Below are 25,218 nucleotides of genomic sequence, written 5' to 3'. Positions count from 1 at the left end.
GCCGACATGAGAAGGGCCTTAAGACGCGGTCGCCCGCTCCGCCTTCGCCGCGCGCCACTCCGGGGCCAGTACGGCCCAGACCTCGGTGTCGGTACGGACACCCCGGTGCGGGTAGTTCTCGCGCAGGACGCCGTCCCGGGTCATGCCCAGGCGGCGGGCGACGGCGATGCTGCCCTCGTTCTTGGAGGAGGCGTGCCACTCGACGCGGTGGATGCCGCGCTCCTCGATCGCCCAGTCGATGATGACCCGGCAGGCCCGGGTGATGAGCCCCTTGCCCGCCGCGGAGGGCTCCAGCCAGCAGCCGGCCTCGGCGACGCCGTACCGCACGTCCATCGTCCGGAAGAGGACGCCGCCGACGAGCGTGCCGTCGGTCCAGATGCCGTAGATCCGGCCGGCGTCGTCGGCCGCCTTCTCGGCGTACGAGCGGAGGAAGGAGCGGGCGGAGTCGAGGTCCGCGACGAAGTCGGGGAGGGCGATGTGCTCGCCGACGTACTCCCGGCCCCGGTCCATGTGGGCGAGGAACTCCTCGGCCTGCCAGGGTTCGAGGGGCCGCAGCTCGGCGCCGTCGTCACCCAGCGATATCGCGAACATCGTCGTTCTCCTCCGCGGTCGAAACCGTCACTCGTTGTCCTGGGATCTTCGCACGGGCGTCGGCGGCCTCCCGGCACTCCGGGGGTTCGATGCTGATGCGGGGCAGGATCCGGTCGAGCCACTTCGGGAGCCACCAGTTCGCGCCGCCGAGCATGTGCATCAGGGCGGGGACGAGCAGGGTGCGCAGGACGAAGGCGTCGAGGGCGACGGCGGCGGCGAGGGCGATGCCGAACATCGCGATGACCCGGTCGCCGGAGAGGACGAAGGCGAGGAAGACCGAGATCATGATCACGGCGGCGGAGTTGATCACGCGGCTGGTCTCCGCGAGGCCGACCCGGACCGCACGCCGGTTGTCGCCGGTCTCCAGCCACTCCTCGTACATTCGGCTGACCAGGAAGACCTGGTAGTCCATGGAGAGTCCGAAGAGGACGGAGACCATGATCACCGGGAGGAAGGGCTCGATCGGTCCGGCGCTGCCGAGGCCGAGGAGCTCGCTCCCCCAGCCCCACTGGAAGATCGCCACGACGATGCCGAAGGCGGAGGCGACGGCGGCGACGTTCATGGCGGCGGCCTTGAGCGGGATGCCGATCGACCGGAAGGCGAGCAGGAGCAGCAGGCAGCCCAGCGCGATGACGGCGCCGACGAAGAGCGGCAGCTTGCCGACGATGATCGAGGCGAAGTCGTCGTACGAGGCGGTGACGCCGCCCACGGCCACGTCGAGGGAGGTACCGGCCTCGGCCTTCGGGATCACGTCGGTGCGGAGCCGGTCGACGAGGTCGCTGGTCGCCTTGGACTGGGGCGAGGAGTCGGGGACGACGGTGAGGACGGCCGTGTCGCCGGAGCTGTTGTACGTGACCGGGGAGACGGCGGCGACGCCCCTGGTGGCGGCGAGCGCGGCCGGCAGCTGGTCGAGGGCCACGCGGTCGTCGGCGCCGTCGAGCCCGGCGACGAGGGTCAGGGGGCCGTTGACGCCGGGGCCGAAGCCGTCGGCCAGCAGGTCGTAGGCCTGCCGGGTGGTGGCGGTGGCCGGGTTGTTGCCCTGGTCGGAGGTGCCGAGGTGGAGCGAGAGGGTGGGCAGCGCGAGGGCGGCCATGACGAGGACGGCGAGACCGCCGAGGAGCTTCGGGTGGCGTTCGACGAAGGCGGACCAGCGGGCGGCGAAGCCGGTGGGGAGCTCGGGCTGCGGGCCGCGCTCGGCGAGGACCCGGCGCTCGCGGCGGGAGAGCGCCCGCATCCCGATGAGGGAGAGCAGCGCGGGCAGCAGGGTCACGGAGGCGGCGACCGTGAGGACCACGGTGAGGGAGGCGGCTATGGCGACGCCGTTGAGGAAGCTGAGCCGCAGGATCAGCATGCCGAGGAGGGCGATGCAGACCGTCGCTCCGGCGAAGACGACAGCGCGGCCGGTGGTGGCGACGGCGGTCTCGGCGGCCTCGGGGACGGAGAGGCCGCGTTTGAGGCCCTTGCGGTGCCGGGTGACGATGAAGAGCGCGTAGTCGATGCCGACGCCGAGGCCGACGAGCATGCCGAGCATGGGGGCGAAGTCGGCGACGGTCATGACGTGGCCGAGGAGCACGATCCCGGAGTACGCGATGCCGACGCTGACGAGCGCGGTCGCGATGGGGAGCGCGGAGGCGGCGAGCGAGCCGAAGGCGAGGAAGAGGACGACGGCCGCGACGGCGACGCCGACGGCCTCGGCGATGTGGCCCTCGGGGGCTTCGGTGAGGGCGACGGCGGTGCCGCCCAGCTCGACCTGGAGGTCCTCGTCCGCGGCGGCCTTCGCGGTGTCCACGAGGGCCTTGGCCTGGGCCTTGGGTATGTCGTCGGCCTGCGCGTCGAAGGTGACGGTGGCGTAGGCGGTGCGGCCGTCCTCGCTGACCTGGCCGGCGCCGGCCTCCCCGTACGGGGAGCTGACGGCGGCGATGCCGGGGAGCTTCGCGACCTCGTCGAGCATCGCGGTCGCGCGCTGCTGCACGGAGTCGGCGCGCACGCTCCCCTGGCCGGTGTGCCAGACGATGGTGTCGGTGTCGCCGCCGAGGCCGTGGAAGCCCCGTTCGAGCAGGGCGGTGGCCCGGCCGGACTCGGTGCCGGGGACCTCGTAGTCGTTGGAGTACGCGTTACCGGCGAGGATCGCGCCCGTCCCGGCGCCGCCGAGGGCGAGCAGCCAGAGGAGAACGACGACGAGACGGTGCCGGACGCACCATCGGGCGATGGCTGCCAAAGGACGTTCTCCCTGCGACTGGGTCGATACTCGGCCCACTGTTACAGCCAAACGTGATCGTTTGTCCGTTTCGTGGCGATCCTCACAGGTGGGGGCGGCGGAGTGGGGTCGTAGGTCCCGCCAGGTCGGGTCCTAGAGCGGGATACGCGGGTTTCCGCCCTCCAGGAGGGCCAGACCCAGGTCGGTGACCGTGTGGAGCGTCGCGTTGCGGTGGCGCAGGCTGGAGACCAGCGCCGCCTCCCGCAGGGCCGTGAGGTGCCGGCTGGCGTTGGGCGCCGTCGTACCTGCGAGGCGGGCGAGCTCACCCGTGTTGGCCGCGCCGTCGGCCAGCGCGGACAGCAGCGTGGCCCGGGTCGGGCCGATCAGCGCCGCGAGCGCCCGCCCGTCCGCCGGACCCGCGCCCGGGGTCGCCCAGTGGATGTCACGCTCGATCGGGTGCACGAGGACCGGGGGCAGCGTCGGGTCGCCGAGCGTGAGCGGCCCGCAGCGGCGGAAGAACGCCGGCTGGAGCCGCAGCCCCCGTCCCTCCAGGTGGAGATCGCGGTCACCCTGGCCGTCCACCTGGAGCACCGGATAGTCCCACCGCACGGACGGGTGGAGCGTGCTGAGGACCGCGTCCCAGCCACCCTCCGCGAGGAGGGTGGAGCGGCGCGCCCGGTCACGGTTCACCTGCGCGCGGATGCGCTCCCAGAACGGGCCGAGCACCGCGTCGACGTAGGCGTGCGCCGCGTCCGCGACGCGGCCGATCCCCTCGGACTCCCCCTCCGCCAGCTCCCGGAGCCACGTCGGCGGCCGCCGCGACACGCCCTGCCGGGCGAACCCCGTGAGATCGCGCAGCAGCCGATGTCGGGGGGTGGACCGTAACGCCTCCACCTGGGCGGCGAGGCCCCCGCCGACCGGGGGCGTCAGGAAGTCCGGAGCGATGCCGACGGGAGGCACGAGCGCCGTCAACAGCCTGGTGGTCGGGGGAATCCGCGTCAGCGACTCCCGCAGCCACGGCTGCAGGACGACGCCCGCGTCCTTCCTCTGCAGCCGGTGCAGGCTGAGCAGCATCTCCCACATCGGGTCCGGCTCGTTCGCGATCCGGATGCGTGCGAGATCTTCCCCCGTGAAGTGAATGCGCAGCATCTCAGCCCCTCCCACCTGGGAAATTACGCTCCAGCGCACACATGTTCACCGTGCTCCCCCCGTCCCTGCAGACTCTGAGCCGTCCGGTGCCGATCAGCACGAATCCCCAACAGGACGGTGGATCGAAAAATGCCCCAGTCCCGGCCGAGGAGGCGCTCCTTACGGGCTCTGGCCGTCGGCGCGGCCCTCGTCGTGAGCGCCGGATGCTCCGGTACGGCCGAGAAGCCGACCGCCGCCGTCGCCCCGGCGAAGGCCCCGTCGAAGGCCCCGTCGAAGGCCCCGTCGAAGGCCCCGGACACGGCCGGGCTCGCCGCACCGCACGAACTGCCCCCCGTCACCGCCCTGCTCCTCACCCCGCATCTGCGCGACGCCCAGGCACAGCGGAAGGTCGCCATCGCCTGCATGGCGGCGCGCGGATACAGGTACGCCCCCGCTCCCCCGCCCACGAGCCCGGCCGGCACCGGCGAGCACCCGAAGCCCTTCGGCCTGGAGTCCACGACTCCGCCCACCGCCGCCCCCACGGCCTCCCCCGAGACGCCGCCCGAGCCCGGCAGCCCGGAGAGCACCGACGCGTACGCGCGGGCGCTCTTCGGTGACGAGGCCAAGCGGGTCACCGTCAGGGGTGAGCGGCTGAGCGTCTCCCGCCCGGGCGACGGCTGTCTCGCCGAGGCGGAGACACGCATACTCGGCGACGGGCGGATCCGCTGGCTCCAGGTGCGGATCCTGCTCTTCGAGGCGGAGGAGGACGCCCGGGCGGACGTGGAGAAGGACGTCGCGTTCCGTGCGGTGACCACGCGCTGGCGGGAGTGCATGGAGCGGGCCAAGGTCAAGGCCCAGGACCCCGTGCAGGTGCAGCGCTCGCTGCGCTCGGCGGAGGAGCGGCGGACCGGTCCCGTCGCCGCCGCGGATCTGCACTGCAAGGCGGAGACGAAGTACTTGACCACCGCGTACGAGCGACTGGCCGCCGTGCAGCAGCGGTGGCTGGACGGGCACCCCGACATCGGCCGGGACTGGAAGAAGCTCTCCGACCGGCAGGAGAAGGCGGCCGGCGAGGTGCTCGGTACCCGGGGCTGAGCGCCCCCCCCATCAAAGGTTTCCGCTGCTGGTCCCAGGAGCGGATGTTCCCCAGACACAAGAGGGAGATCAACCATGTCCACGACCCACCCGAAGTCCGGCCTCCGGCGGAAGGCCGCGGTCCTCGTCGGCGCGACCGCGCTCCTCGTGGGCGGCGGCATCGCGACCGCCTCGTCCGCGTCGGCCGGCCCCAACTGCCCCTCGGGCTACCACTGCGTCTTCGAGGGCAGCATCGGGACCTCCGCGCACAACTTCTTCAACAGCGACGCCGACTTCAGGGACGACGCGTTCTACCCCAGCGGGGCCGTGGTGAACGACAACTCGTGGTCGGCCAGCAACTCCAGCACCGGCGGCTACGAGAGCCACTACTTCAGGGACCCCGGCTACCAGAACTTCAACTTCTGTGTGAACCCGGGCAGTTACGTGACCCACGACCAGCTGTCGGACGACTACTACGACGGCAACGGCGTAGGCCAGCGCGACGAGTCCAGCTCCCTGCAGGTCAGGCCGACGACCTCGGTCCGCTGCTTCTGATCCCACCCGCGCGAAAGGCGGCCCCGCACCGGAACTCCGGTGCGGGGCCGCCCCCTTGAGCCGTACGAGAAATCCGTACGAGAACTCCGTACGAGACCGGGATCAGCCCTCGCTGACGCCCAGCTTCTCCAGGATCAGGTCCTTGACCTTCGCCGCGTCGGCCTGGCCGCGGGTGGCCTTCATGACCGCGCCGACCAGGGCGCCGACCGCGGCGACCTTGCCGCCGCGGATCTTGTCGGCGATGCCCGCGTTGCCCGCGATGGCCTCGTCGACGGCCGTGCCGAGCGCGCCGTCGTCGGAGACGACCTTGAGGCCGCGCTTCTCGACGACCTCGTCCGGGGTGCCCTCGCCGCCGAGGACGCCCTCGATGACCTGGCGGGCCAGCTTGTCGTTCAGGTCGCCGGAGGCGACCAGGGCCGAGACCCGGGCCACGTCGGCCGGGGTGATGGCCAGCTCCTCCAGGGAGACGCCCTGCTCGTTGGCGTTACGGGCGAGCTCGCCCATCCACCACTTGCGGGCCGAGGCCGCGTCGGCACCCGCCTCGATCGTGGCGACGATCGAGTCGACCGCGCCCGCGTTGAGGATGGACTGCATCTCCAGCTCGGAGACGCCCCACTCCTCGCGGAGACGGTTGCGGCGCAGGCGGGGCAGCTCGGGGAGGCCCTTGCGGAGCTCCTCGACCCACTCGCGGGCCGGGGCGACGGGGACGAGGTCGGGCTCCGGGAAGTACCGGTAGTCCTCGGCGTTGTCCTTGATGCGGCCGGAGGTGGTGGAGCCGTCGTCCTCGTGGAAGTGACGGGTCTCCTGCACGATCGTGCCACCGGCGGTGAGCACGGCCGCGTGGCGCTGGATCTCGAAGCGCGCCGCGCGCTCCACGGAGCGGAGCGAGTTGACGTTCTTCGTCTCCGAGCGGGTGCCGAAGGTCTTGGTGCCGTTCGGGCGCAGCGACAGGTTCACGTCGCAGCGCATCTGGCCCTTGTCCATGCGCGCCTCGGAGACGCCCAGGGCGCGGATCAGCTCGCGCAGCTCGGCGACGTACGCCTTGGCGACCTCGGGGGCCCGCTCGCCCGCGCCCTCGATCGGCTTGGTGACGATCTCGATGAGCGGGATGCCGGCGCGGTTGTAGTCGAGCAGCGAGTGCGAGGCGCCGTGGATGCGGCCGGTCGCGCCACCGATGTGGGTGGACTTGCCGGTGTCCTCCTCCATGTGGGCGCGCTCGATCTCCACGCGGAAGATCTCGCCGTCCTCCAGCTGGACGTCCAGGTAGCCGTTGAAGGCGATCGGCTCGTCGTACTGGGAGGTCTGGAAGTTCTTCGGCATGTCCGGATAGAAGTAGTTCTTCCGGGCGAAGCGGCACCACTCGGCGATCTCGCAGTTCAGCGCGAGACCGATCTTGATGGCGGACTCGACGCCGATCGCGTTGACGACCGGCAGCGAGCCGGGCAGGCCGAGGCAGGTCGGGCAGGTCTGCGAGTTCGCGTCCGCGCCCAGCTCGGTGGAGCAGCCGCAGAACATCTTCGTCTTGGTGCCCAGCTCGACATGGACCTCGAGGCCCATGACGGGGTCGAACGCCGCGAGGGCCGCGTCGTACGACAGCAGTTCAGTGACAGTCACGGTGAGAATTCCCTCTGATGCCTTCGGGCTCAGCCGAACAGGACGTCGTCGTCACCGATGCGCTTGAGCTCGCGCACGAGGAGAGCGACGCCGGTGGCGATGGCGGCGGCGGACACGACGGCGTCGAGCAGCTTGAGCGTGTCGTGCTCACTGCGGGCCGCACGGCCGCGCTTGACGACGCCGAGCAGGCCGAAAGCGGTGGTGCCGATGGACAGGTACGTGCCGGCCTTGGACTTCTTGAAACCCTTGGCCTTCTGCAGCGCACTGGTGCTGGTGCTCGTACTCGTACTCACAGCGACGGAGCCTCCTCAAGCAGCGGATGCCCCCACTTTTCCACGAAAGCGGCCTCGACGGCGGCGCCGACCTTGTACAGACGGTCGTCCTTCATCGCCGGGGCGATGATCTGCAGACCGACCGGGAGACCGTCCTCGGGCGCCAGGCCGCAGGGCAGCGACATGGCGGCGTTGCCGGCCAGGTTGGTCGGGATGGTGCAGAGGTCCGCGAGGTACATCGCCATCGGGTCGTCGGCGCGCTCGCCGATCGGGAAGGCGGTGGTCGGCGTGGTCGGCGAGACGATGACGTCGACCTGCTCGAAGGCGGCCTCGAACTCACGGGTGATGAGCGTGCGGACCTTCTGGGCGCTGCCGTAGTACGCGTCGTAGTAGCCGGAGCTGAGCGCGTACGTGCCGAGGATGATGCGGCGCTTGACCTCGTCGCCGAAGCCGGCCTCACGGGTGAGGGCGGTGACGTCCTCGGCGGACCGCGTGCCGTCGTCGCCGACCCGGAGGCCGTAGCGCATGGCGTCGAAGCGGGCCAGGTTCGAGGAGCACTCGGACGGCGCGATCAGGTAGTACGCCGACAGGGCGAGGTCGAAGGTCGGGCAGTCCAGCTCGACGATCTCGGCGCCCAGCGACTTCAGCAGCTCGACGGACTCGTCGAAGCGCTGCACGACGCCGGCCTGGTAGCCCTCGCCGCGGAACTGCTTGACGACGCCGACGCGCATGCCGGCGACCGAGCCGTTGCGGGCGGCCTCGACGACCGGCGGGACCGGGGCGTCGATGGAGGTCGAGTCGAGCGGGTCGTGGCCGGCGATCGCCTCGTGCAGGAGGGCCGCGTCCAGGACCGTACGGGCGCAGGGGCCGCCCTGGTCGAGGGAGGAGGAGAAGGCCACCATGCCGTAGCGGGAGACGCCGCCGTAGGTCGGCTTGACGCCGACGGTGCCGGTGACGGCGGCGGGCTGGCGGATCGAGCCGCCGGTGTCCGTGCCGATGGCGAGCGGGGCCTCGTACGCGGCGAGGGCGGCCGAGGAGCCGCCGCCGGAGCCGCCGGGGATCCGGGTGAGGTCCCAGGGGTTGCCCGTCGGGCCGTACGCGCTGTTCTCCGTGGAGGAGCCCATCGCGAACTCGTCCATGTTCGTCTTGCCGAGGATGACGACGTCGGCGGCCTTGAGGTTCTTGACCAGGGTCGCGTCGTACGGCGGGATCCAGCCCTCCAGCATCTTCGAGCCGACGGTCGTCGGGATGCCGACCGTGGTGAAGATGTCCTTGAGGGCGAGCGGGACGCCGGCCAGCGGGCCGAGCTTCTCGCCGCGGGCGCGCTTCTCGTCGACGGCGCGGGCCTGCGCGAGGGCGCCCTCGCGGTCGACGTGCAGGAAGGCGTGGACCTTCTCGTCGACGGCGTCGATGCGGGCGAGGTGGGCCTCGGTGACCTCGACGGCCGTGAGCTCGCCGGAGGCGATCTTCCCGGCGATCTCGGCGGCCGTGAGCTTGATGATGATGTTGTCCGTCATGGCTTCTTAGTCCTCCCCCAGGATCTGCGGCACCTTGAAACGCTGCTGCTCCTGGGCCGGGGCGCCGGAGAGCGCCTGCTCGGGGGTGAGCGACGGACGGACCTCGTCCGCGCGCATGACATTGGTCAGCGGCAGCGGGTGGGAGGTCGGCGGTACGTCTTGGTCGGCGACCTCGGCGACGCGGGCGACCGCGCCGATGATGTCGTCGAGCTGACCGGCGAAGTGGTCGAGTTCTTCGCTCCGCAGCTCCAGACGCGCCAGCCGTGCGAGGTGGGCGACCTCCTCGCGCGTGATGCCAGGCATGCGGTTCCTCACGGGTGAGCTAGATGGTGTCGGTCCATCCTAGGGGCCCGTCGCCCCTGCCCGTGAAACGGTTTGCCCCGGCCGGGTGCCCTGGACAGGGCCCGGGACGGGCCCTACGGCACGGGGTGGCCCGAGGGGTGGTCGAGGTCGGCCTCGGCGGCGGTCCCGGCGGTGGCCGCGGCGGCGAGCTCCGCCGCGAGGTCGGCGGGGCGGCGCCAGCCGTGCTCGCCGCGGGCCAGGAGCCAGGCGGTGGCCTCGGCCGGCGGCATCGCGGCGGCGACCAGCCAGCCCTGGACGGCGTCGCAGCCCAGGTCGCGCAGGCGCTCCCAGGTCTCGTCGTCCTCGACGCCCTCGGCGACGACGAGGAGGCCGAGGGAGTGGGCGAGGTCGAGGGTGCAGCGGACGATCTCGGCGTCCTCGGTGTCGACGGCGAGGCGGGCGACGAAGGAGCGGTCGATCTTCAGTTCGCTGACGGGCAGCCGGCGCAGGTGGACGAGCGAGGAGTAGCCGGTGCCGAAGTCGTCGAGGGACATCTTCACGCCGTGGCCGGTGAGGCCGTTGAGCGTGTCGGCGGCCCGCTGGGGGTCTTCGAGGAGGACGTGCTCCGTTATCTCCAGCTGGAGCGCGCCGGCCGGGACGCCGTGGCGGGCGAGGCGGGCGGCGACGGCTCCGGCGAAGCCGGGGGTGTGGACGTCGCGCGGGGACACGTTGACGGCGACGGGGACGTTGAGCCCCTGGGAGCGCCAGCGGGCGACCTGGGCGAGGGCGGTCTCCAGGACGTACTCGGTGAGGTGGGGCATGAGCCCGGAGGTCTCGGCGATGGCGATGAACTCGTCCGGAGGAACCTTCCCTCGCTCCGGGTGGACCCAGCGGACGAGCGCTTCGAGGCCGGCGACCTGGCCGTCGAAGCGGACCTTCGGCTGGTAGTGGAGCTCGACCTCGCCGGCGTCGAGGGCGCGGCGCAGGTCGCCGAGGAGTCCGAGCCGGTCGGGCGTGTTGGAGTCGCGCTTGGACTCGTAGACCTCGACGCCGGTGCGGTCGCGCTTCGCCTGGTACATGGCGACGTCGGCGCGGCGCAGCAGTCCCTCGGCGTCGAGGGCGTGGTCGGGGAAGACGGCGACGCCGGCGCTGGCCTCCAGGACGAGGGTGAGCCCGTCGAGGTCGAGCGGGGAGGAGAGCTCGGCGACGAGGTGGCGGGCGACGCGCTGGGCGCTGGTGGTGGAGTCGGTGGTGGGCAGCAGGACGGCGAACTCGTCGCCGCCGAGGCGGGCGGCCTCGGCGCCGCGGGGCAGGGCGAGGCGGAGCCGCTCGGCGATCTGGAGGAGGAGCCGGTCGCCCGCGAGGTGCCCGAGGGTGTCGTTGACCGAGCGGAAGCGGTCGAGGTCGATGAGGACGAGGGCGGCGCGGACGCCTTCTCCCTCGGCCTCCTCCAGGGCGGTCCAGGCGCGCTCCAGGAGCCACTGGCGGTTGGGGAGCCCGGTGAGGGGGTCGCGGAGCTGTTCCTCGGCGCGGGCGCGGGCGATCCAGAGGGTGGAGTCGAGGGCGATGAGGGGGATCGCGAAGAGCGGCAGGAGGACGGGCCGCGTGGCGGCGACGGCGCAGATCAGCGGGGCGATGCCGAGCAGGGCGACGGCGACGAGGCCCTGCCGCATGAGGGCGGTGCGGGCGATGGTGGGCAGCCCGCGGTTCTGGGGGGCGAGCGTGTACCACAGGAGGAGCCGGGTCACCGCGAGGTAGGTGCCGGCGGCGAGGGCGATTTCCGGGATGTCGCCGATGGTCCAGTCGAGGGGCTGCCAGGGCGCCTCGACGGTCGGTACGTCTCCGAAGACGGCGAGCACGAGGGCGGCGGAGGCGACGCCGAGGGTGTCGGCGGCGCCGTGCAGCAGGCCCTGGCGCCAGCGGTGCCGGCGGGCGGCGCCGACGAGGGCGACGACGCTCAGCGAGACGAGTCCGGCGGGCACCCAGCCGTACAGCAGGAGGACGGCGAGGGTGAGGGCGGCGCCGGAGCCGGTGCCGCCCCACCAGCGGTCGCGGCCGAGGGCGACCAGGTGGCCGACGATGAGCCCGGTGAGGACGGCGAGGGACCAGCCGGCGGCGCCGCCGGGGAAGAGTCCGTGGCCGGCGCTCAGGGCCTGCTGGACGCCGACGACGAGCACGACGGCGGCGATGGCGACCACGGCTGCGGGCAGCCGGGACGTGAGGCCCGTGAGGGCCCCTCGGCCGTACGGCCGGGGTGCCGGGGCGGCGCTCTCGGTCGGTTCCATTCCCGTCCCTCTCACAGGCGGCGGCGCCGCCTGTGTGCGATGGGCCGCGGGTCACGCGGCCGTCGGTCGTCCGGCCGCCCGCCATGCGGTTGCCACCGGGCGGCCGTTCTCGTGCCACTGGGCCGTCCGCCCTGGCACGCGCGACCGGCCGAGCCCTCGCGCGGCCGTGCGGGACAAGACGCACGGTCACCACACTAGGCCGCCGAGGGCCCCGACGGGCAGCGCTCTCCCTCTCTTGCCCGAATGCGGGCCCGCCACCCGTAACGATCTGGTATGCGCCGAGCGGGTGAGCGGACCGCGCCTCGGGAGGGGCTACTCGACGACCGGGACCGCGGCCTCCCGAGCGGCTTCGGGACCCTGTTCGAGCAGGACTTGGAAGCCCTCCTCGTCCAGAACCGGAACCTTCAGCTGCATGGCCTTGTCGTACTTCGAACCAGGGTTTTCCCCGACGACCACGAAGGAGGTCTTCTTGGAAACGGAACCCGTGACCTTGGCTCCGCGGGTTTGGAGGGACTCTTTTGCGCCATCTCTGGTGAACTTCTCCAGGGTGCCGGTCACGACGACCGTCAGCCCCTCCAGCGGACGCGGTCCCTCGTCCTCGGCGGCGCCCTCGTCCTCCAGGGAGACTCCGGCGGCGCGCCACTTGCGCACGATCTCGCGGTGCCACTCCTCGGAGAACCACTGCTTCACGGCGGCGGCGATGATCCCGCCGACGCCGTCGACGGCCGCGAGCTCCTCCTCGGTGGCCTGCTCGATCCGCTCCAGGGAGCGGAACTCGCGGGCCAGCGCCTCGGCCGCGACCGGGCCGACGTGCCGGATGGACAGGCCGTTGATGAAGCGGGCGAGCGGCCGGGTCTTCGCGGCGGCGATGTTCTCCAGCATCGCGAGCGCGTTCTTCTTCGGCTCGCCCTTCTGGTTGGCGAAGACCGTGACGATCTTCTCCTCGCCGGTCTTCGGGTCCCTGCGGGGCAGTCCGCTGTCGGGGTCGAGGACGTACGCCTTGATCGGCAGGAGCTGCTCGATGGTGAGGTCGAAGAGGTCGCCCTCGTCGACGAGCGGCGGCTCGGCCGGCTCCAGCGGGCGGGTGAGGGCCGCCGCGGCGACCGCGCCGAAGTTCTCGATGTCGAGGCACTGGCGCCCCGCGAGGAAGAAGAGACGTTCACGCAGCTGCGCCGGGCAGGTCTGCGCGTTCGGGCAGCGGAGGTCGATGTCGCCCTCCTTCATCGGCTTCAGCGCCGTCCCGCACTCGGGGCACTCGGCGGGCATCACGAACTCCCGCTCGGTGCCGTCCCGCAGGTCGGCGACGGGCCCGAGGATCTCGGGGATCACGTCGCCGGCCTTGCGCAGCACGACCGTGTCGCCGATCAGGACGCCCTTGGCCTTCACCACCTCCTGGTTGTGGAGGGTGGCGAACTCGACCTCGGAGCCCGCGACCGTGACCGGCTCGACCTGCGCGTAGGGCGTGACGCGGCCGGTGCGGCCGACGCCGACCTTGATGTCGACCAGCTTGGTGTTGACCTCCTCCGGCGCGTACTTCCAGGCGATGGCCCAGCGCGGGGCGCGCGCGGTGGAGCCCAGGCGGCCCTGGAGCGGGATCTCGTCGAGCTTGACGACGACCCCGTCGATCTCGTGCTCCACGGAGTGCCGGTTCTCCCCGAAGTACGCGATGAACTCGCGCACGCCGTCGAGGGAGTCGACCACCCGGTTGTGCCGGGCGGTCGGCAGGCCCCACTCGTGCAGCAGCTCGTACGTCTCCGAGAGGCGGGAGATCTCGAAGCCCTCGCGGGCGCCGATGCCGTGGACGACCATGTGGAGCGGGCGGGAGGCGGTGACCTTCGGGTCCTTCTGGCGGAGCGAACCCGCCGCCGCGTTGCGCGGGTTGGCGAAGGGCTTGTCCCCGGCCTCAACCAGGCGGGCGTTGAGCCCCTCGAAGGCCTCCATCGGGAAGTAGACCTCGCCGCGGATCTCGACGAGGTCGGGGATCCGCTCGCCCCGGAGGCGCTCCGGGATGTCGGCGATCGTCCGCACGTTGGGCGTGATGTCCTCGCCGGTGCGGCCGTCGCCGCGGGTGGCGGCGCGGGTCAGCCGACCGTGCTCGTACGTGAGGTTCACGGCGAGGCCGTCGACCTTGAGCTCGCACAGGTAGTGGTAGTCGGGGGTGCCGACGTCCCGCGCGACGCGCTCGGCCCAGGTGGCGAGCTCCTCGTCGTCGAAGGCGTTGTCCAGCGAGAGCATGCGCTCCCGGTGCTCGACGGCCGTGAACTCCGTCTCGTACTGCCCGGCGACCTTCTGCGTCGGCGAGTCCGGCGTCCGCAGCTCCGGATACTCCTCCTCCAGCGCTTCGAGCGCGCGCAGGAGCTTGTCGAACTCGCCGTCGCTGACGACCGGCTGGTCCCTCACGTAGTACCGGAAGCGGTGCTCCTCGACCTGCTCCGCCAGCTCGGCGTGCTTCTCCCGTGCCTCGGCGGGCAGGGCCCCCTGTTCGACTGCCACCTTCGTCCGTCCTCCCGTGCTTTCAGAACCCGGTCACTCTGGGTTGTCCGCGAGCGATCTCGCCGCCCGGGCGCAGTGCGCGAGGGCCGCACGGGCATAGGCGGGCGAAGCGCCCGCGAGCCCGCACGTCGGGGTGACGACCACGGACTCGGCGAGAGTCCCCGGATTCATCCCCAGCCTGCGCCACAGCGTCCTGACTCCCATGACGCTACCCCCCGGGTCCGACAATGCCGTGTCGGTGGACGGCACCACACCGGCGAAGAGCTTCGTCCCGGACTCCACGGCCTCGCCGATCGGCTCCTCGTCACGTTCGGTGAGGAGGCCGAAGTCGAACGAGACACCGGCCGCGCCCGCCCTGCGCAGCAGCGCGAACGGCACGTCGGGGGCGCAGGAGTGGACGACGACGGGCCCGTCGTGGACGGCCATGACCTCGCGCAGGGCGCTCTCCACGACCTGCCGGTCGACGGCCCGGTACGTGCGGTAGCCGCTGGCGGTACGGACGTGACCGCGCAGCACGGCGGTCAGCGAGGGCTCGTCGAGCTGGAGCACGAGCCGCGCGCCGGGAACGCGCCTGGACAGCTCGGCGAGGTGGCCTCGGAGCCCCTCGGCGAGCGAGCCGGCGAGGTCGCGGCAGGCGCCCGCGTCGGCGAGGGCCGCCTCTCCCCCGCGCAGTTCCAGGGCGGCGGCGAGCGTCCACGGGCCGACCGCCTGGACCTTGAGCGGTCCCTCGTACCCCTGGGTGAACTCCTCCAGGGCGTCGAGGTCCTCGCCGAGCCAGGAGCGGGCGCGCTTGGTGTCGCGGCCCGGGCGGTCGCTGATCCGCCAGCCGCTCGGCTCCACGTGCGCGTACATGTCGACGAGCATGCCGATGGTCCGGCCGATCATGTCGGCGCCGGGACCGCGCGCGGGCAGCTCCGCGAGGAACGGGAAGTCCTCGAAGGAGCCGGTGACCGTCTTGGCGGCCTCGCGCGCGTCGCCGCCGGGCAGGGAGCCGACGCCGGTGGCCGGGCCCCAGAGCGTGGTGTCGTCGGCCACGGTCAGCGTCCCGGACGGACGGTGAGGTCGTTGATCTCGGCGTCGCGCGGGAGGTCGATCGCCGTCAGGATCGCCGTCGCGACCGACTCGGGGTCGATCCACTTCGAGGCGTCGTACTCCTTGCCCTCCTGCTGGTGCACCTTCGCCTGCATGGGGCTCGCGGTGCGTCCCGGGTAGACGGAGGTGACCCGCACGCCGTTGGCGTGCTCCTCGTGGCGCAGCGAGTCGGCGAGGGCCTTGAGGCCGTGCTTGGAGGCGGCGTACGCGCTCCACTCGGCGTGCGCGGCGAGCCCGGCGCCGGAGTTCACGAAGACGACGTGGCCCTTGGAGACGCGGAGCTGGGGCAGGAAGTGGCGGGTCAGCTCGGCCGGGGCGACCAGGTTGACGTTCAGCTGGGCGTGCCAGGTCTTCGGGGTCAGCTCGCCGACCGGGCCGAGGTCGACGATGCCCGCGATGTGCAGGAGGCTGTCGACCCGCTCGGGCAGGCTCTGGTGCGAGAAGGCCCAGGAGAGCCGGTCCGGGTCGGCCAGGTCCCCGACGAGCGTCCGCGCGCCCGGGAACCGCGCGGCGAGCTCCTTGGCGCGGCCCGCGTCGCGCGCGTGGAGCACGAGGTCGTCCCCGCGCGCGTGGAGGCGGCGCGCGACGGCCGCGCCGATGCCGGAACCGGCTCCGGTGATCACATGAGTACCCATGGGCACCATGCTCGCATCAGCGGAGGCCGACGCCCGACTCCAGGTGGGCGAGGGCGGCCTGGCCGTCCTCGGCGAAGGCGACGAGCTCGGCGAGGGGCCGGGGCAGGAAGCCCTCGTCCTCCATGCGCTGGAGCTGGACCTTGAGCCCGTCGTAGAAGCCCGCCGTGTTGAGCAGGACGACCGGCTTGTCGTGCTTGCCGTGCTTCTTGAGCTCCAGGACCTCGGTGGCCTCGTCGAGGGTGCCGGTGCCGCCGACCATGACCACGATCGCGTCGGACTTGGCGAGGAGGAGCGCCTTGCGCTGGGCCAGGTCCTCCGCGACGACCATCTCGTCGGCCCCGGGCCGCGCCTTGTGGGCGAGGAAGTCGACGGAGACGCCGACGAGCCGGCCGCCGGCCTCCTGGACGCCGTCCGCGACGACCTTCATCAGACCGGTGTCGGAGCCACCCCAGACGAGGGTGTGGCCGGACTTGCCGAGGAGCCGGGCGAAGTCGCGGGCGGGGCCGGTGTAGCGCGCGTCGAGGTCGGCGGCGGAGAGGAAGACGCAGATGTTCATGGCTCCACCGTAGGGCCCCGGCACAGGGCCCCGTCGGACGGCTCCGCCGGACCGGGCGATGAGTTTCGGCGGCGGGACCGGTCTGCCCTGCCATGGACGAGACGATGTACGGGGACGGGCCGCCGCTCGTGCTGGTGAGCGGGTACGAAGGCGGGGGCCACGGCCTGGCGGGGCTCCTGGCGCGGCGCTTCCGGGTGGTCACGTACGCCCCACGCGCGCGCGTGGGCACCGACGGGGAGGTCGAGCGCCTGGCGGCGGTGCTCGGCGCGGCGGGGCCGGGGGCCGCCGTCCACGGCACGGGCGCGGGCGGCGCGCTGGTGCTCCTGGCCGCGGCGGCCGGGCTCCCGGTGGGGGCGGTGTCGCTGTACGAGCCGGACCCCGTCCCGTACGGGCTGGTGGGGGCCGTCGGCGCGCGCGTGCTGGTCGTCGACGGGGGCGCGAGCCCGGCCGCGACCCGGCGGGCGGCGCGCGCGCTGACGGCGGCGCTCCCCCGGGCCCGGCACCGCACGCTCACGGGCCAGACCCACGAGGTCGCGCCGCACGTGCTGGCGCCGGTCCTTGCGGCCTTCCTGGGGGAACCGGCGCTCTAGAGGACGCTCAGGCGTCGGCCTTCTCGGCCGTGCGGCGGACCGTCGAGGCGATCGTCGCCGAGCCCACCACGCGCGTGCCGTCGTACAGGACGATCGCCTGGCCGGGGGCCACGCCGCGGACGGGCTCGTCGAAGACGACCTTGAGCTCGCCGTCCTCCATGACCGCGCGGACCGGCGTCTCGCCGCCATGGGCGCGGAGCTGGGCCGTGTAGCGGCCGGGGCCCTCGGGGGCGGTGCCGCACCAGCGGGGCTTGATCGCGGCGAGGGCGGTGACGTCGAGGGCCTCGGCGGGGCCGACCGTGACGGTGTTGTTCACGGGCGAGATGTCGAGGACGTACCGCGGCTTGCCGTCGGCGGCCGGGTGGCCGATCCGCAGGCCCTTGCGCTGGCCGATGGTGAAGCCGTACGCGCCCTCGTGGCTGCCGATCTTCGCGCCGGTCTCGTCGACGATGTCGCCCTCCGCCTTGCCCAGCCGGGAGGCGAGGAAGCCCTGGGTGTCGCCGTCGGCGATGAAGCAGATGTCGTGGCTGTCGGGCTTCTTCGCGACCGCGAGCCCGCGCCGCTCGGCCTCCGCGCGAATCTCCTCCTTGGTGGTGAGCGTGTCGCCGAGCGGGAACATCGCGTGGGCGAGCTGCTTCTCGTCGAGCACGCCGAGGACGTACGACTGGTCCTTGGCCATGTCGGAGGCGCGGTGCAGCTCGCGCGAGCCGTCCTCGGTCAGGACGACCGTGGCGTAGTGCCCGGTGCAGACCGCGTCGAAGCCGAGCGCGAGGGCCTTGTCGAGCAGCGCCGCGAACTTGATCTTCTCGTTGCAGCGCAGGCAGGGGTTGGGCGTGCGGCCGGCCTCGTACTCCGCGACGAAGTCGTCGACGACGTCCTCGCGGAACCGCTCGGCGAGGTCCCACACGTAGAACGGGATGCCGATGACGTCGGCGGCCCTGCGCGCGTCGCGCGAGTCCTCGATCGTGCAACAGCCACGCGCGCCCGTACGGAACGACTGCGGGTTCGCGGAGAGCGCGAGGTGCACGCCGGTGACGTCGTGGCCGGCTTCCGCGGCGCGGGCGGCGGCGACGGCGGAGTCCACACCGCCCGACATGGCGGCGAGGACACGGAGGGGACGCGGGGGCTGCGAGGTCTCAGTCATAGCCCTACCAGGGTACGGGCAGCGGGAACCGCGGTCGCGGGATCAAGCGTTCTCAGGATCATGGGGAGAGAGTCGAACGGGCGGGACAAGCGGGTGGGGCGGCGGGCGGTGCTGCTCGGGGGCGGGGTGGCCGTGCTCGGGACGGCCGCGCTGGCCAAGGACGAGCTGGCGCGCGCGTGGTGGCGGCTGCCGGGGACGGAGCGGAAGCGGGTCGAGGGAGAGCTCGACCACAAGGGCGCGCAGTGGACCGCGGCGGCGCGGGCGAACTGGCGGCGGGCCGACCGGCCGGACGACTACACGATCGACCGGGTCGTGATCCACGTCGTGCAGGGCAGTTACGCGACCGCCCTCAAGGTCTTCAAGAACCCGGGGCACGGGGCCGCCGCGCACTACGTCGTGCGCAAGGACGGCCATGTGGCGCAGATGATCCGGGAGCTCGACGTCGCCTTCCACGCCGGGAACCGGGACATGAACGAGCGGAGCATCGGCATCGAGCACGAGGGCTTCGTCGACCGGCCGCGGGACTTCACGGCGGCGATGTACGCGGGCTCGGCGCGGCTGACGGCGGACATCTGCGCGCGGTACGGCATCCCCGTCGACCGGGAGCACGTCATCGGGCACGTGGAGGTCGAGGGGACCGACCACACCGATCCCGGCCCGCACTGGGACTGGGACCGGTACATGGCGCTCGTGAAGAGGGAGCGGGCGAAGCTCAGCTGAGGCCGGCGGTCCTGGCGCGCTCCACCGCCGGGCCGATCGCCGCCGCCACCGCCGCCACGTCCTCCTTGGTGGACGTGTGGCCGAGCGAGAAGCGGAGGGTGCCCCGAGCCAGGTCCGGGTCGGTGCCGGTGGCGAGCAGGACGTGGCTGGGCTGGGCGATGCCCGCGGTGCAGGCGGAGCCGGTGGAGCAGGCGATGCCGGCGGCGTCGAGGAGGAGGAGCAGGGAGTCGCCCTCGCAGCCCGGGAAGGTGAAGTGGGCGTTGGCGGGGAGCCGCTCGACGGGGTCGCCGCCGAGGATCGCGTCCGGGACGACCGCCCGGACGGCGCTGACGAGCTCGTCGCGCAGGGCGCCGACCTCGCGGGCGAACTCCTCGCGGCGCTCGTCGGCGAGCCGGGCGGCGACCGCGAAGGCGGCGACGGCCGGCACGTCGAGAGTGCCGGAGCGGACGTGCCGCTCCTGGCCGCCGCCGTGCAGGACGGGTACGGGGGTGTACTCGCGGCCCAGGAGCAGCGCGCCGATCCCGTACGGGCCGCCGATCTTGTGGCCGGAGACGGTCATCGCGGCGAGGCCGGAGGCGGCGAAGTCGACCGGAATCTGACCGACGGCCTGGACCGCGTCGGCGTGCAGGGGCACGCCGAACTCGGCGGCGACGTCGGCGAGTTCACGGATCGGCATGACGGTGCCGATCTCGTTGTTCGCCCACATGACGGTGGCGAGGGCGACGGACTCGGGGTCGCGGGCGACGGCCTCGCGGAGCGCCTCGGGGTGGACACGGCCGTGCCGGTCGACGGGCAGGTACTCGACCTCGGCGCCCTCGTGGGTCGCGAGCCAGTCGACGGCGTCGAGGACGGCGTGGTGCTCGACCGGGCTGGCGAGGACGCGGGTGCGGCGGGGGTCGGCGTCGCGGCGGGCCCAGTACAGGCCCTTCACGGCGAGGTTGTCGGCCTCGGTGCCGCCGGAGGTGAGGACGACCTCGCTGGGCCGGGCGCCGAGCGCGGCGGCGAGCGTCTCGCGCCCCTCCTCGACGGTCCGCCGGGCGCGCCGCCCGGCGGCGTGCAGGGAGGAGGCGTTGCCCGTGACGGCGAGGTGGGCGGTCATCGCCTCGATCGCCTCGGGCAGCATCGGCGTGGTCGCGGCGTGGTCGAGGTAAGCCATGGTGGGTCGATTCTACGAGCCCGCCGACCGGCGTCCCGCGCCTGGCCTGTTTCCGCCCCAGCGGGACGCCGCGCCCGCCCCCTCCTGCGCCTGAACCCGCAGCAGATGTGCGCGGCACCCGTGGTGCGGGTCAAGGCGCGGAAGCCTAGGCCCGGCAGGGGGCGCCGTTCCGTTGTGCCCACCCGCCCCCTAGCTCTTCGAGCAGGGGGGACCCCCGGCCCCGGCGGAACGCATGCCCACAACGAAACGGCAGGCGCCGCCCGCGGGCCGGTGGTGTCAGTCGCGCGGGGCGCGGGCGAGCTGGCGGGACTGGGCCACCAGGCGGTCGGCCGAGTCCCAGACCTCGGCGTCCTCCTCCAGGAAGCCGCCCGCGAGGTTGCGGGTGGTGATGGAGACGCGGAGGGGGCCGGGGGCCGGGCGGCAGCGGACGTGGGTGGTGAGTTCCACGGTCGGCGTCCAGCCCTTGAGGCCCAGCTCGAAGGAGGTCGGCGGCAGGGCGTCGACCGCCAGGAGGACGGAGAGCGCGTCCGGCTCGCGGCCGTCGGCGAGCCCGAACCAGGCCCGCATCTCGCCCTTGCCGGAGGGCGCGCCGACCGCCCAGCCCACGCAGGCCGGGTCGAGGTGGAGGGAGAGCCGGTCGGCGATGGCGGAGGAGCCGGGGATCCTCGGGGCCGGGGCGTCGGCGGCGCTGAAGCACTGGTCGATCGGCGGGATCGCCGGGGGCGTGGCCGTGGTGCGGACCTCGTCGGTGAGCGCGTCGAGGTCTCCGTACGAGGCGACGACGCGGATCCGCTCGACCTCGGTGCCGTCCTCGGCGCGCTGGAAGAGCGAGGCCTGTCCGGTGGAGAGGGTCCGGCCGGTCCGGACGGTCTCCGTGCGGATCACGGCCGGGCCGGGCACCGAGGGCGTCAGGTAGTGCGCCGAGATCGTGAACGGGTCCGGGTGCGGGAGGTGGTCGCCGAGGGCGCGGCCGAGCAGCGCGAGCAGGTAGCCGCCGTTGACGGCGTGGATGATCGTCCATCCGGCGGAGAGGTCGGCGTCGTAGACACCGGGGGTCCGGAGGGTGACCGCCGTGTCGCGGTCGAACTCGCTGCTCGTCTCGGTGCTCGTCTCGATGCTCGTGCTCATGCTGCGACGGTACCGCAGCTACCTACTGAGCGGTAGCTTTTTCTGGCTCCTCGCGCGCGGACGAGCGGCGGTTCCATGCGCGCGGCGCACGCCAGTGGTAGCGCATCGCGAGGAGCCGGAGCGCGAAGGCCGTGAGGACGGCCGCGCCGCTGGTGAAGGCGTTGAGCGCGTCGAACCGGATGAAGAGGACGACCATCGTGGCGCCGACGATCGCGGGCACGGCGTACAGGTCCCGGTCCCAGCGCAGCAGCGAGGGCACCTCGTTCGCGAGCACGTCGCGCAGCACACCGCCGCCGACGGCGGTCGCGAGACCGAGCGCCGCCGAGGAGGTGAGGCCGAGCCCGTAGTCGTACGCCTTCGTCGTGCCGGTCACGCAGAAGAGGCCGAGTCCGGCCGCGTCGAAGACGTTGACCGCCGTCTGGGTCCGCTCGACCTCCGGGTGGAGGAAGAAGACGGCGACGGTCGCGACCAGCGGCATGACGAAGTAGCCGAGATCGGTGAACGCGGCCGGCGGTACGGCGCCGATGATCAGGTCGCGCAGGAGACCGCCGCCGAGGGCCGTGACCATGGCGAGCACGGCCATGCCGAAGACGTCGAAGTTCTTGCGGACGCCGAGCAGGGCGCCGGAGATGGCGAAGACGAAGATGCCGACGAGGTCCAGGGCGTGCTGGACATCGGGGCTGAACAGATCGTGGAGCACCGCACTATTGTCCCGGTTGTGACGCCGGTACGCCGAAGGCCCCTGCCTCCGTGTGGCGGCAGGGGCCTTTCGCGTACCGGATCACTCGCCCGGCGTGTCGTCCTTGGCCGTCTCCTCCGGGGCCTCGGAGGCCTCGGTCGCGTCGGTCGCGTCGGCGGCCTCGGCCGCCTCCGGCTTCTTCGTGATCGTGACCTCCACCGACTGGCGGGCCGCCGGAACCGTCACGCCCTCGGCGTTCTCCGGGTGGTGGCACGCGACCCGCTGGCCCGGACGCAGCTCCAGGAGCGGCGGCTCCTGCGTCTTGCAGACCTCCGTCGCCTTCCAGCACCGCGTGTGGAAGCGGCAGCCGGCCGGCGGGGCGATCGGCGAGGGCACGTCGCCGGTGAGCAGGATGCGCTCGCTCTTGGCGCCCCGGCGGCGCGGGTCCGGGATCGGCACCGCGGACATCAGGGCCCGGGTGTACGGGTGCATCGGGTTCTCGTACAGCGACTTGCGGTCCGCGAGCTCGACGATCTTGCCGAGGTACATCACCGCGATGCGGTCCGACACGTGCCGGATGACCGAGAGGTCGTGCGCGATGATCACGTACGTGAGGCCGAGCTCCTGCTGGAGGTCGTCCAGGAGGTTGACCACCTGCGCCTGGATGGAGACGTCCAGGGCGGAGACCGGCTCGTCCGCGACCACGAGCTTCGGCTTGAGGGCGAGCGCGCGGGCGATGCCGATGCGCTGGCGCTGGCCGCCGGAGAACTCGTGCGGGTAGCGGTTGTAGTGCTCGGGGTTGAGGCCGACCAGGCCGAGGAGGCGCTGGACCTCCTGCTTCACGCCGCCCTCGGGCTCGACGCCCTGGAGCTTGAAGGGCGCGGAGACGATCGTGCCGACCGTGTGGCGCGGGTTCAGCGAGCCGTACGGGTCCTGGAAGATCATCTGGATGTCCCGGCGGAACGGGCGCATGCCCGCGACGCCGAGGTGCGAGATGTCCTTGCCCTGGAACTCGACCGTGCCGCCCGTCGGCTCCAGGAGCCGGGTGATGAGCCGGCCCATCGTCGACTTGCCACAGCCGGACTCGCCGACGACGCCGAGCGTCTCACCGGGGTAGACCTCGAAGTCGAGACCGTCGACCGCCTTGACCGCGCCGGTCTGCCGCTGGAGCAGGCCCTTCCGGATGGGGAAGTGCTTCTGCAGGCCGCTGACCTTGAGCAGGGGCTCGACGCTCTTCTTCTCGCTCGCGGTTTCGCTGCCGCTCACAGCTTCGTTGTCGCTCACAGCTTCGGCGCAATCTCTTCGGTCCAGATGCGGGTGCGCTCCTCCTGCGGCATGTGGCAGGCCGAGTAGTGGCGCTCGCCGGCGAGGGCCAGCTCGGGCCGCTGGGTGCGCGTGATGCCGCCCTTGGGGAGGTCCGCGTACGGGCAGCGCGGGTTGAAGGCGCAGCCGCTCGGGACGTTGATGAGGCTGGGCGGGTTGCCCTTGACCGGGATGAGCCGCTCGGTCTGCTCGCGGTCGATCCTCGGCATCGAGCCGAGCAGGCCCCAGGTGTAGGGGTGCTGCGGCTCGTAGAAGACGGACTCGGCCGGTCCGCGCTCGACGCACCGCCCGCCGTACATGACGAGGATGTCGTCGGCGAGCTCGGCGACGACGCCGAGGTCGTGGGTGATGATGACGACCGCGGAGCCGAACTCCTTCTGGAGGTCCCGCATGAGGTCGAGGATCTGGGCCTGGACCGTCACGTCGAGCGCGGTGGTCGGCTCGTCCGCGATGAGGAGCTCGGGGTTGTTGACGAGCGCCATGGCGATCATCGCGCGCTGGCGCATGCCGCCGGAGAACTCGTGCGGGTAGTTGTCGAACCGCTTGTCGGGCTCGGGGATGCCGACCCGGTCGAGGAGCTCGACGGCCCGGCGCCGGGCGGTCTTCTTGTCCACGTTGTTGTGGACGCGGTACGCCTCCACGATCTGGTGGCCGACGGAGTAGTACGGGTGCATCGCGGACAGCGGATCCTGGAAGATCATCGCCATCTCGCGGCCGCGCATCCGGCGGACCTCGTCGGGGTCGGCGGAGAGCAGCTCGCGCCCGTTGAGCCAGATCTCGCCGGAGATCTTCGCCTTCTGGCGGCCGTACTGGCCGACCGTGTGGAGGCCCATGATGCCGAGCGAGGTGACCGACTTGCCGGAGCCGGACTCGCCCACGATGCCGAGGGTCTTGCCCTTCTCCAGCTGGAAGGTCAGACCGTCGACGGACTTGACCAGGCCGTCCTCGGTCGGGAAGTGGATCTTCAGGTCGCGCACGTCGAGGAACGCGTTCGACGGCGCGGGCTTCCCCGTGTCCACCGGCTCCCCGACGGCGGCGCCGGTCTTCGTCAGGTTGTCCGTCATGCGAGCCTCACTCGGGGGTCGATCACCGCGTACAGAAGGTCCACCACGAGGTTGGCGATGACCACACAGGTCGCCGTGATGAGCGTGACGGCCATGATCAGCGGCAGGTCACGGTCGCTGACGCCCTTGATGGCCATCCAGCCGAGGCCCTGGAGGTTGAACGTGGTCTCGGTCAGGATCGCGCCGCCGACGAGGGCGCCGAGGTCCATGCCGAAGATGGTCAGGATGGGGGTCATCGTGGAGCGCATGGCGTGCTTGCCCAGCACGACCGGCTCCGGCAGACCCTTGGCCCGCGCGGTGCGGATGTAGTCCTCGCCGAGGACCTCCAGCATGGTGGCGCGGGTGAGACGCGCGTACATCGCCGCGTACAGGAAGGCGAGCGTCACCCACGGCAGGAGCAGGCCGCCGAACCAGCCGCCGAAGGAGTCGGAGATCGGCGTGTACGAGGCGTTGACCCAGCCCAGCTGCGTGCGGAAGACGAACATCGACAGCATGCCGGTGAAGAAGATGGGGAGCGAGACGCCGGCGAGGGCGGTGATCATCGCGGTGCGGTCGACGACCGTGCCGCGCTTGAGCGCGGAGACGACACCCGCGGTCACACCCATGAGGAGCCACAGCGCGGCGGCGCCGATGACCATGGAGAGGGTGACCGGGAAGGCGTCGACGAGCATGGAGAAGACGTCCTGCTCGGTCTTGAAGGAGTAGCCGAAGCACGGGGCCTCGCAGTGGATGGTCTCGCCACCGCCCACGTAGTCCCGGCCGACGAAGATGCCGGAGACGAAGTGCCAGAACTGCACCAGGATCGGCTCGTCCAGGCCGAGCTTCTGCCGGACGCCTTCGATGGCAGCCGGATCCGCCTGCTTGCCGACGAACATCGCGGCAGGGTCGCTGCCGGTCAGCTTGGGGATGAGGAAGAAGATGCTGAGCGTCACGAGCGTGACGACGAGCAGCATCGCGACGACTGCGAAGAGCCGTCGGACTATGTATGCAAGCATGCGGTCGGCCGGTCGGGGGGCCGGGGGCCCCCCCCGGGGGCCCCCCCCCCCCCCCCCCCCCCCCCCCCCCCCCCCCCCCGAACGGGCGGGTGGCCCGGTGGGCGCGCGGAGAGGAGGGACAACGCGTA

At 72.4% G+C, this 25,218-nt stretch carries 23 protein-coding genes; 4 read left to right on the top strand and 19 right to left on the bottom strand.

The window, feature by feature from the left end:
- Positions 1–18: 18 nt before the first annotated feature.
- From ACFC0Z_RS13140 to ACFC0Z_RS13130, 3 genes are all read right to left on the bottom strand, one after another.
- Positions 19–591: a GNAT family N-acetyltransferase gene (locus ACFC0Z_RS13140; protein WP_376436189.1), complete on the bottom strand. Its 573-nt coding sequence runs from the start codon at positions 589–591 to the stop codon at positions 19–21.
- Entirely contained in the window at positions 569–2,809 is a 2,241-nt protein-coding gene (locus tag ACFC0Z_RS13135; protein WP_376436186.1) for an MMPL family transporter, read from the bottom strand. Before ACFC0Z_RS13135 ends, ACFC0Z_RS13140 begins: the two co-directional genes overlap by 23 nt.
- A gap of 132 nt (positions 2,810–2,941) precedes the next feature.
- The gene (locus tag ACFC0Z_RS13130; protein WP_376436184.1) at positions 2,942–3,937 is read right to left on the bottom strand and encodes an ArsR/SmtB family transcription factor; all 996 of its coding nucleotides are present in this window, start codon (positions 3,935–3,937) and stop codon (positions 2,942–2,944) included.
- Between the two features lie 129 nt (positions 3,938–4,066).
- Here ACFC0Z_RS13130 and ACFC0Z_RS13125 point away from each other — a divergent pair, with 129 nt between their 5' ends.
- Entirely contained in the window at positions 4,067–5,011 is a 945-nt protein-coding gene (locus ACFC0Z_RS13125; RefSeq protein ID WP_376436181.1) for a hypothetical protein, read from the top strand.
- A 75-nt stretch (positions 5,012–5,086) separates the two neighbouring features.
- Positions 5,087–5,545 (top strand): hypothetical protein, encoded by a 459-nt coding sequence (locus ACFC0Z_RS13120; RefSeq protein ID WP_376436178.1) that lies wholly within the window; start codon positions 5,087–5,089, stop codon positions 5,543–5,545.
- Between the two features lie 102 nt (positions 5,546–5,647).
- Here ACFC0Z_RS13120 and gatB read toward each other — a convergent pair whose 3' ends face one another.
- The 9 genes from gatB to ACFC0Z_RS13075 all read right to left on the bottom strand — a co-directional run bounded on the left by gatB (position 5,648) and on the right by ACFC0Z_RS13075 (position 16,291).
- Positions 5,648–7,159, bottom strand: a complete 1,512-nt coding sequence (gene gatB / locus ACFC0Z_RS13115) for an Asp-tRNA(Asn)/Glu-tRNA(Gln) amidotransferase subunit GatB (protein WP_376436175.1) — start codon at positions 7,157–7,159, stop codon at positions 5,648–5,650.
- A 29-nt stretch (positions 7,160–7,188) separates the two neighbouring features.
- Complete coding sequence (locus ACFC0Z_RS13110) at positions 7,189–7,452, bottom strand: hypothetical protein (protein WP_376436173.1); 264 nt, start codon at positions 7,450–7,452, stop codon at positions 7,189–7,191.
- Positions 7,449–8,948: an Asp-tRNA(Asn)/Glu-tRNA(Gln) amidotransferase subunit GatA gene (gene gatA / locus ACFC0Z_RS13105; RefSeq protein WP_376436171.1), complete on the bottom strand. Its 1,500-nt coding sequence runs from the start codon at positions 8,946–8,948 to the stop codon at positions 7,449–7,451. The genes ACFC0Z_RS13110 and gatA overlap by 4 nt, the downstream gene beginning before the upstream one ends.
- Positions 8,949–8,954: 6 nt before the next feature.
- Complete coding sequence (gene gatC / locus ACFC0Z_RS13100) at positions 8,955–9,251, bottom strand: Asp-tRNA(Asn)/Glu-tRNA(Gln) amidotransferase subunit GatC (protein WP_360812591.1); 297 nt, start codon at positions 9,249–9,251, stop codon at positions 8,955–8,957.
- A 113-nt stretch (positions 9,252–9,364) separates the two neighbouring features.
- Complete coding sequence (locus ACFC0Z_RS13095) at positions 9,365–11,515, bottom strand: putative bifunctional diguanylate cyclase/phosphodiesterase (RefSeq protein WP_376436167.1); 2,151 nt, start codon at positions 11,513–11,515, stop codon at positions 9,365–9,367.
- Between the two features lie 312 nt (positions 11,516–11,827).
- Positions 11,828–14,008, bottom strand: coding sequence for an NAD-dependent DNA ligase LigA (ligA, locus tag ACFC0Z_RS13090; protein WP_376436164.1), 2,181 nt, complete (start codon positions 14,006–14,008; stop codon positions 11,828–11,830).
- 33 nt (positions 14,009–14,041) lie between these two features.
- Complete coding sequence (locus ACFC0Z_RS13085) at positions 14,042–15,043, bottom strand: methionine synthase (protein ID WP_376436161.1); 1,002 nt, start codon at positions 15,041–15,043, stop codon at positions 14,042–14,044.
- Between the two features lie 2 nt (positions 15,044–15,045).
- Positions 15,046–15,744, bottom strand: coding sequence for an SDR family oxidoreductase (locus ACFC0Z_RS13080; protein ID WP_376436158.1), 699 nt, complete (start codon positions 15,742–15,744; stop codon positions 15,046–15,048).
- Positions 15,745–15,751: 7 nt separating this feature from the next.
- Positions 15,752–16,291: a TIGR00730 family Rossman fold protein gene (locus tag ACFC0Z_RS13075; RefSeq protein ID WP_376436155.1), complete on the bottom strand. Its 540-nt coding sequence runs from the start codon at positions 16,289–16,291 to the stop codon at positions 15,752–15,754.
- Between the two features lie 92 nt (positions 16,292–16,383).
- On the opposite strand from ACFC0Z_RS13075, the gene ACFC0Z_RS13070 reads away from it, so the two are divergent.
- Positions 16,384–16,881 (top strand): hypothetical protein, encoded by a 498-nt coding sequence (locus ACFC0Z_RS13070; protein ID WP_376436153.1) that lies wholly within the window; start codon positions 16,384–16,386, stop codon positions 16,879–16,881.
- Positions 16,882–16,888: 7 nt separating this feature from the next.
- Here ACFC0Z_RS13070 and mnmA read toward each other — a convergent pair whose 3' ends face one another.
- The gene (mnmA, locus tag ACFC0Z_RS13065) at positions 16,889–18,025 is read right to left on the bottom strand and encodes a tRNA 2-thiouridine(34) synthase MnmA (RefSeq protein ID WP_376436150.1); all 1,137 of its coding nucleotides are present in this window, start codon (positions 18,023–18,025) and stop codon (positions 16,889–16,891) included.
- A 60-nt stretch (positions 18,026–18,085) separates the two neighbouring features.
- Between mnmA and ACFC0Z_RS13060 the strand changes: the two genes are divergently transcribed.
- On the top strand, positions 18,086–18,745 hold the full coding sequence (locus tag ACFC0Z_RS13060; protein ID WP_376436147.1) for an N-acetylmuramoyl-L-alanine amidase: 660 nt from the start codon (positions 18,086–18,088) through the stop codon (positions 18,743–18,745).
- Here ACFC0Z_RS13060 and ACFC0Z_RS13055 read toward each other — a convergent pair.
- From ACFC0Z_RS13055 to ACFC0Z_RS13030, 6 genes are all read right to left on the bottom strand, one after another.
- A complete protein-coding gene (locus tag ACFC0Z_RS13055) occupies positions 18,738–19,901 on the bottom strand; it encodes a cysteine desulfurase family protein (RefSeq protein ID WP_376436144.1) in 1,164 nt (387 codons plus the stop codon). The two genes, ACFC0Z_RS13060 and ACFC0Z_RS13055, sit on opposite strands and share 8 nt — an antisense overlap.
- Positions 19,902–20,177: 276 nt before the next feature.
- Complete coding sequence (locus ACFC0Z_RS13050) at positions 20,178–21,029, bottom strand: thioesterase family protein (protein WP_376436142.1); 852 nt, start codon at positions 21,027–21,029, stop codon at positions 20,178–20,180.
- A 22-nt stretch (positions 21,030–21,051) separates the two neighbouring features.
- The gene (locus ACFC0Z_RS13045; RefSeq protein ID WP_376436139.1) at positions 21,052–21,729 is read right to left on the bottom strand and encodes a trimeric intracellular cation channel family protein; all 678 of its coding nucleotides are present in this window, start codon (positions 21,727–21,729) and stop codon (positions 21,052–21,054) included.
- Positions 21,730–21,810: 81 nt separating this feature from the next.
- A complete protein-coding gene (locus ACFC0Z_RS13040; protein WP_376436136.1) occupies positions 21,811–22,974 on the bottom strand; it encodes an ABC transporter ATP-binding protein in 1,164 nt (387 codons plus the stop codon).
- Positions 22,975–22,988: 14 nt separating this feature from the next.
- Complete coding sequence (locus ACFC0Z_RS13035; RefSeq protein ID WP_376436134.1) at positions 22,989–24,095, bottom strand: ABC transporter ATP-binding protein; 1,107 nt, start codon at positions 24,093–24,095, stop codon at positions 22,989–22,991.
- The gene (locus ACFC0Z_RS13030; RefSeq protein ID WP_376436131.1) at positions 24,092–25,090 is read right to left on the bottom strand and encodes an ABC transporter permease; all 999 of its coding nucleotides are present in this window, start codon (positions 25,088–25,090) and stop codon (positions 24,092–24,094) included. The genes ACFC0Z_RS13035 and ACFC0Z_RS13030 overlap by 4 nt, the downstream gene beginning before the upstream one ends.
- Positions 25,091–25,218 lie beyond the last annotated feature (128 nt).

Origin of the sequence: Streptomyces sp. NPDC056144, from assembly GCF_042264145.1 — a bacterium.
In the GTDB taxonomy this organism is placed as follows: Bacteria; Actinomycetota; Actinomycetes; order Streptomycetales; family Streptomycetaceae; genus Streptomyces.
Note: the sequence above shows the minus strand (reverse complement) of the source record. Positions and strands in the feature narration are given on the sequence as shown.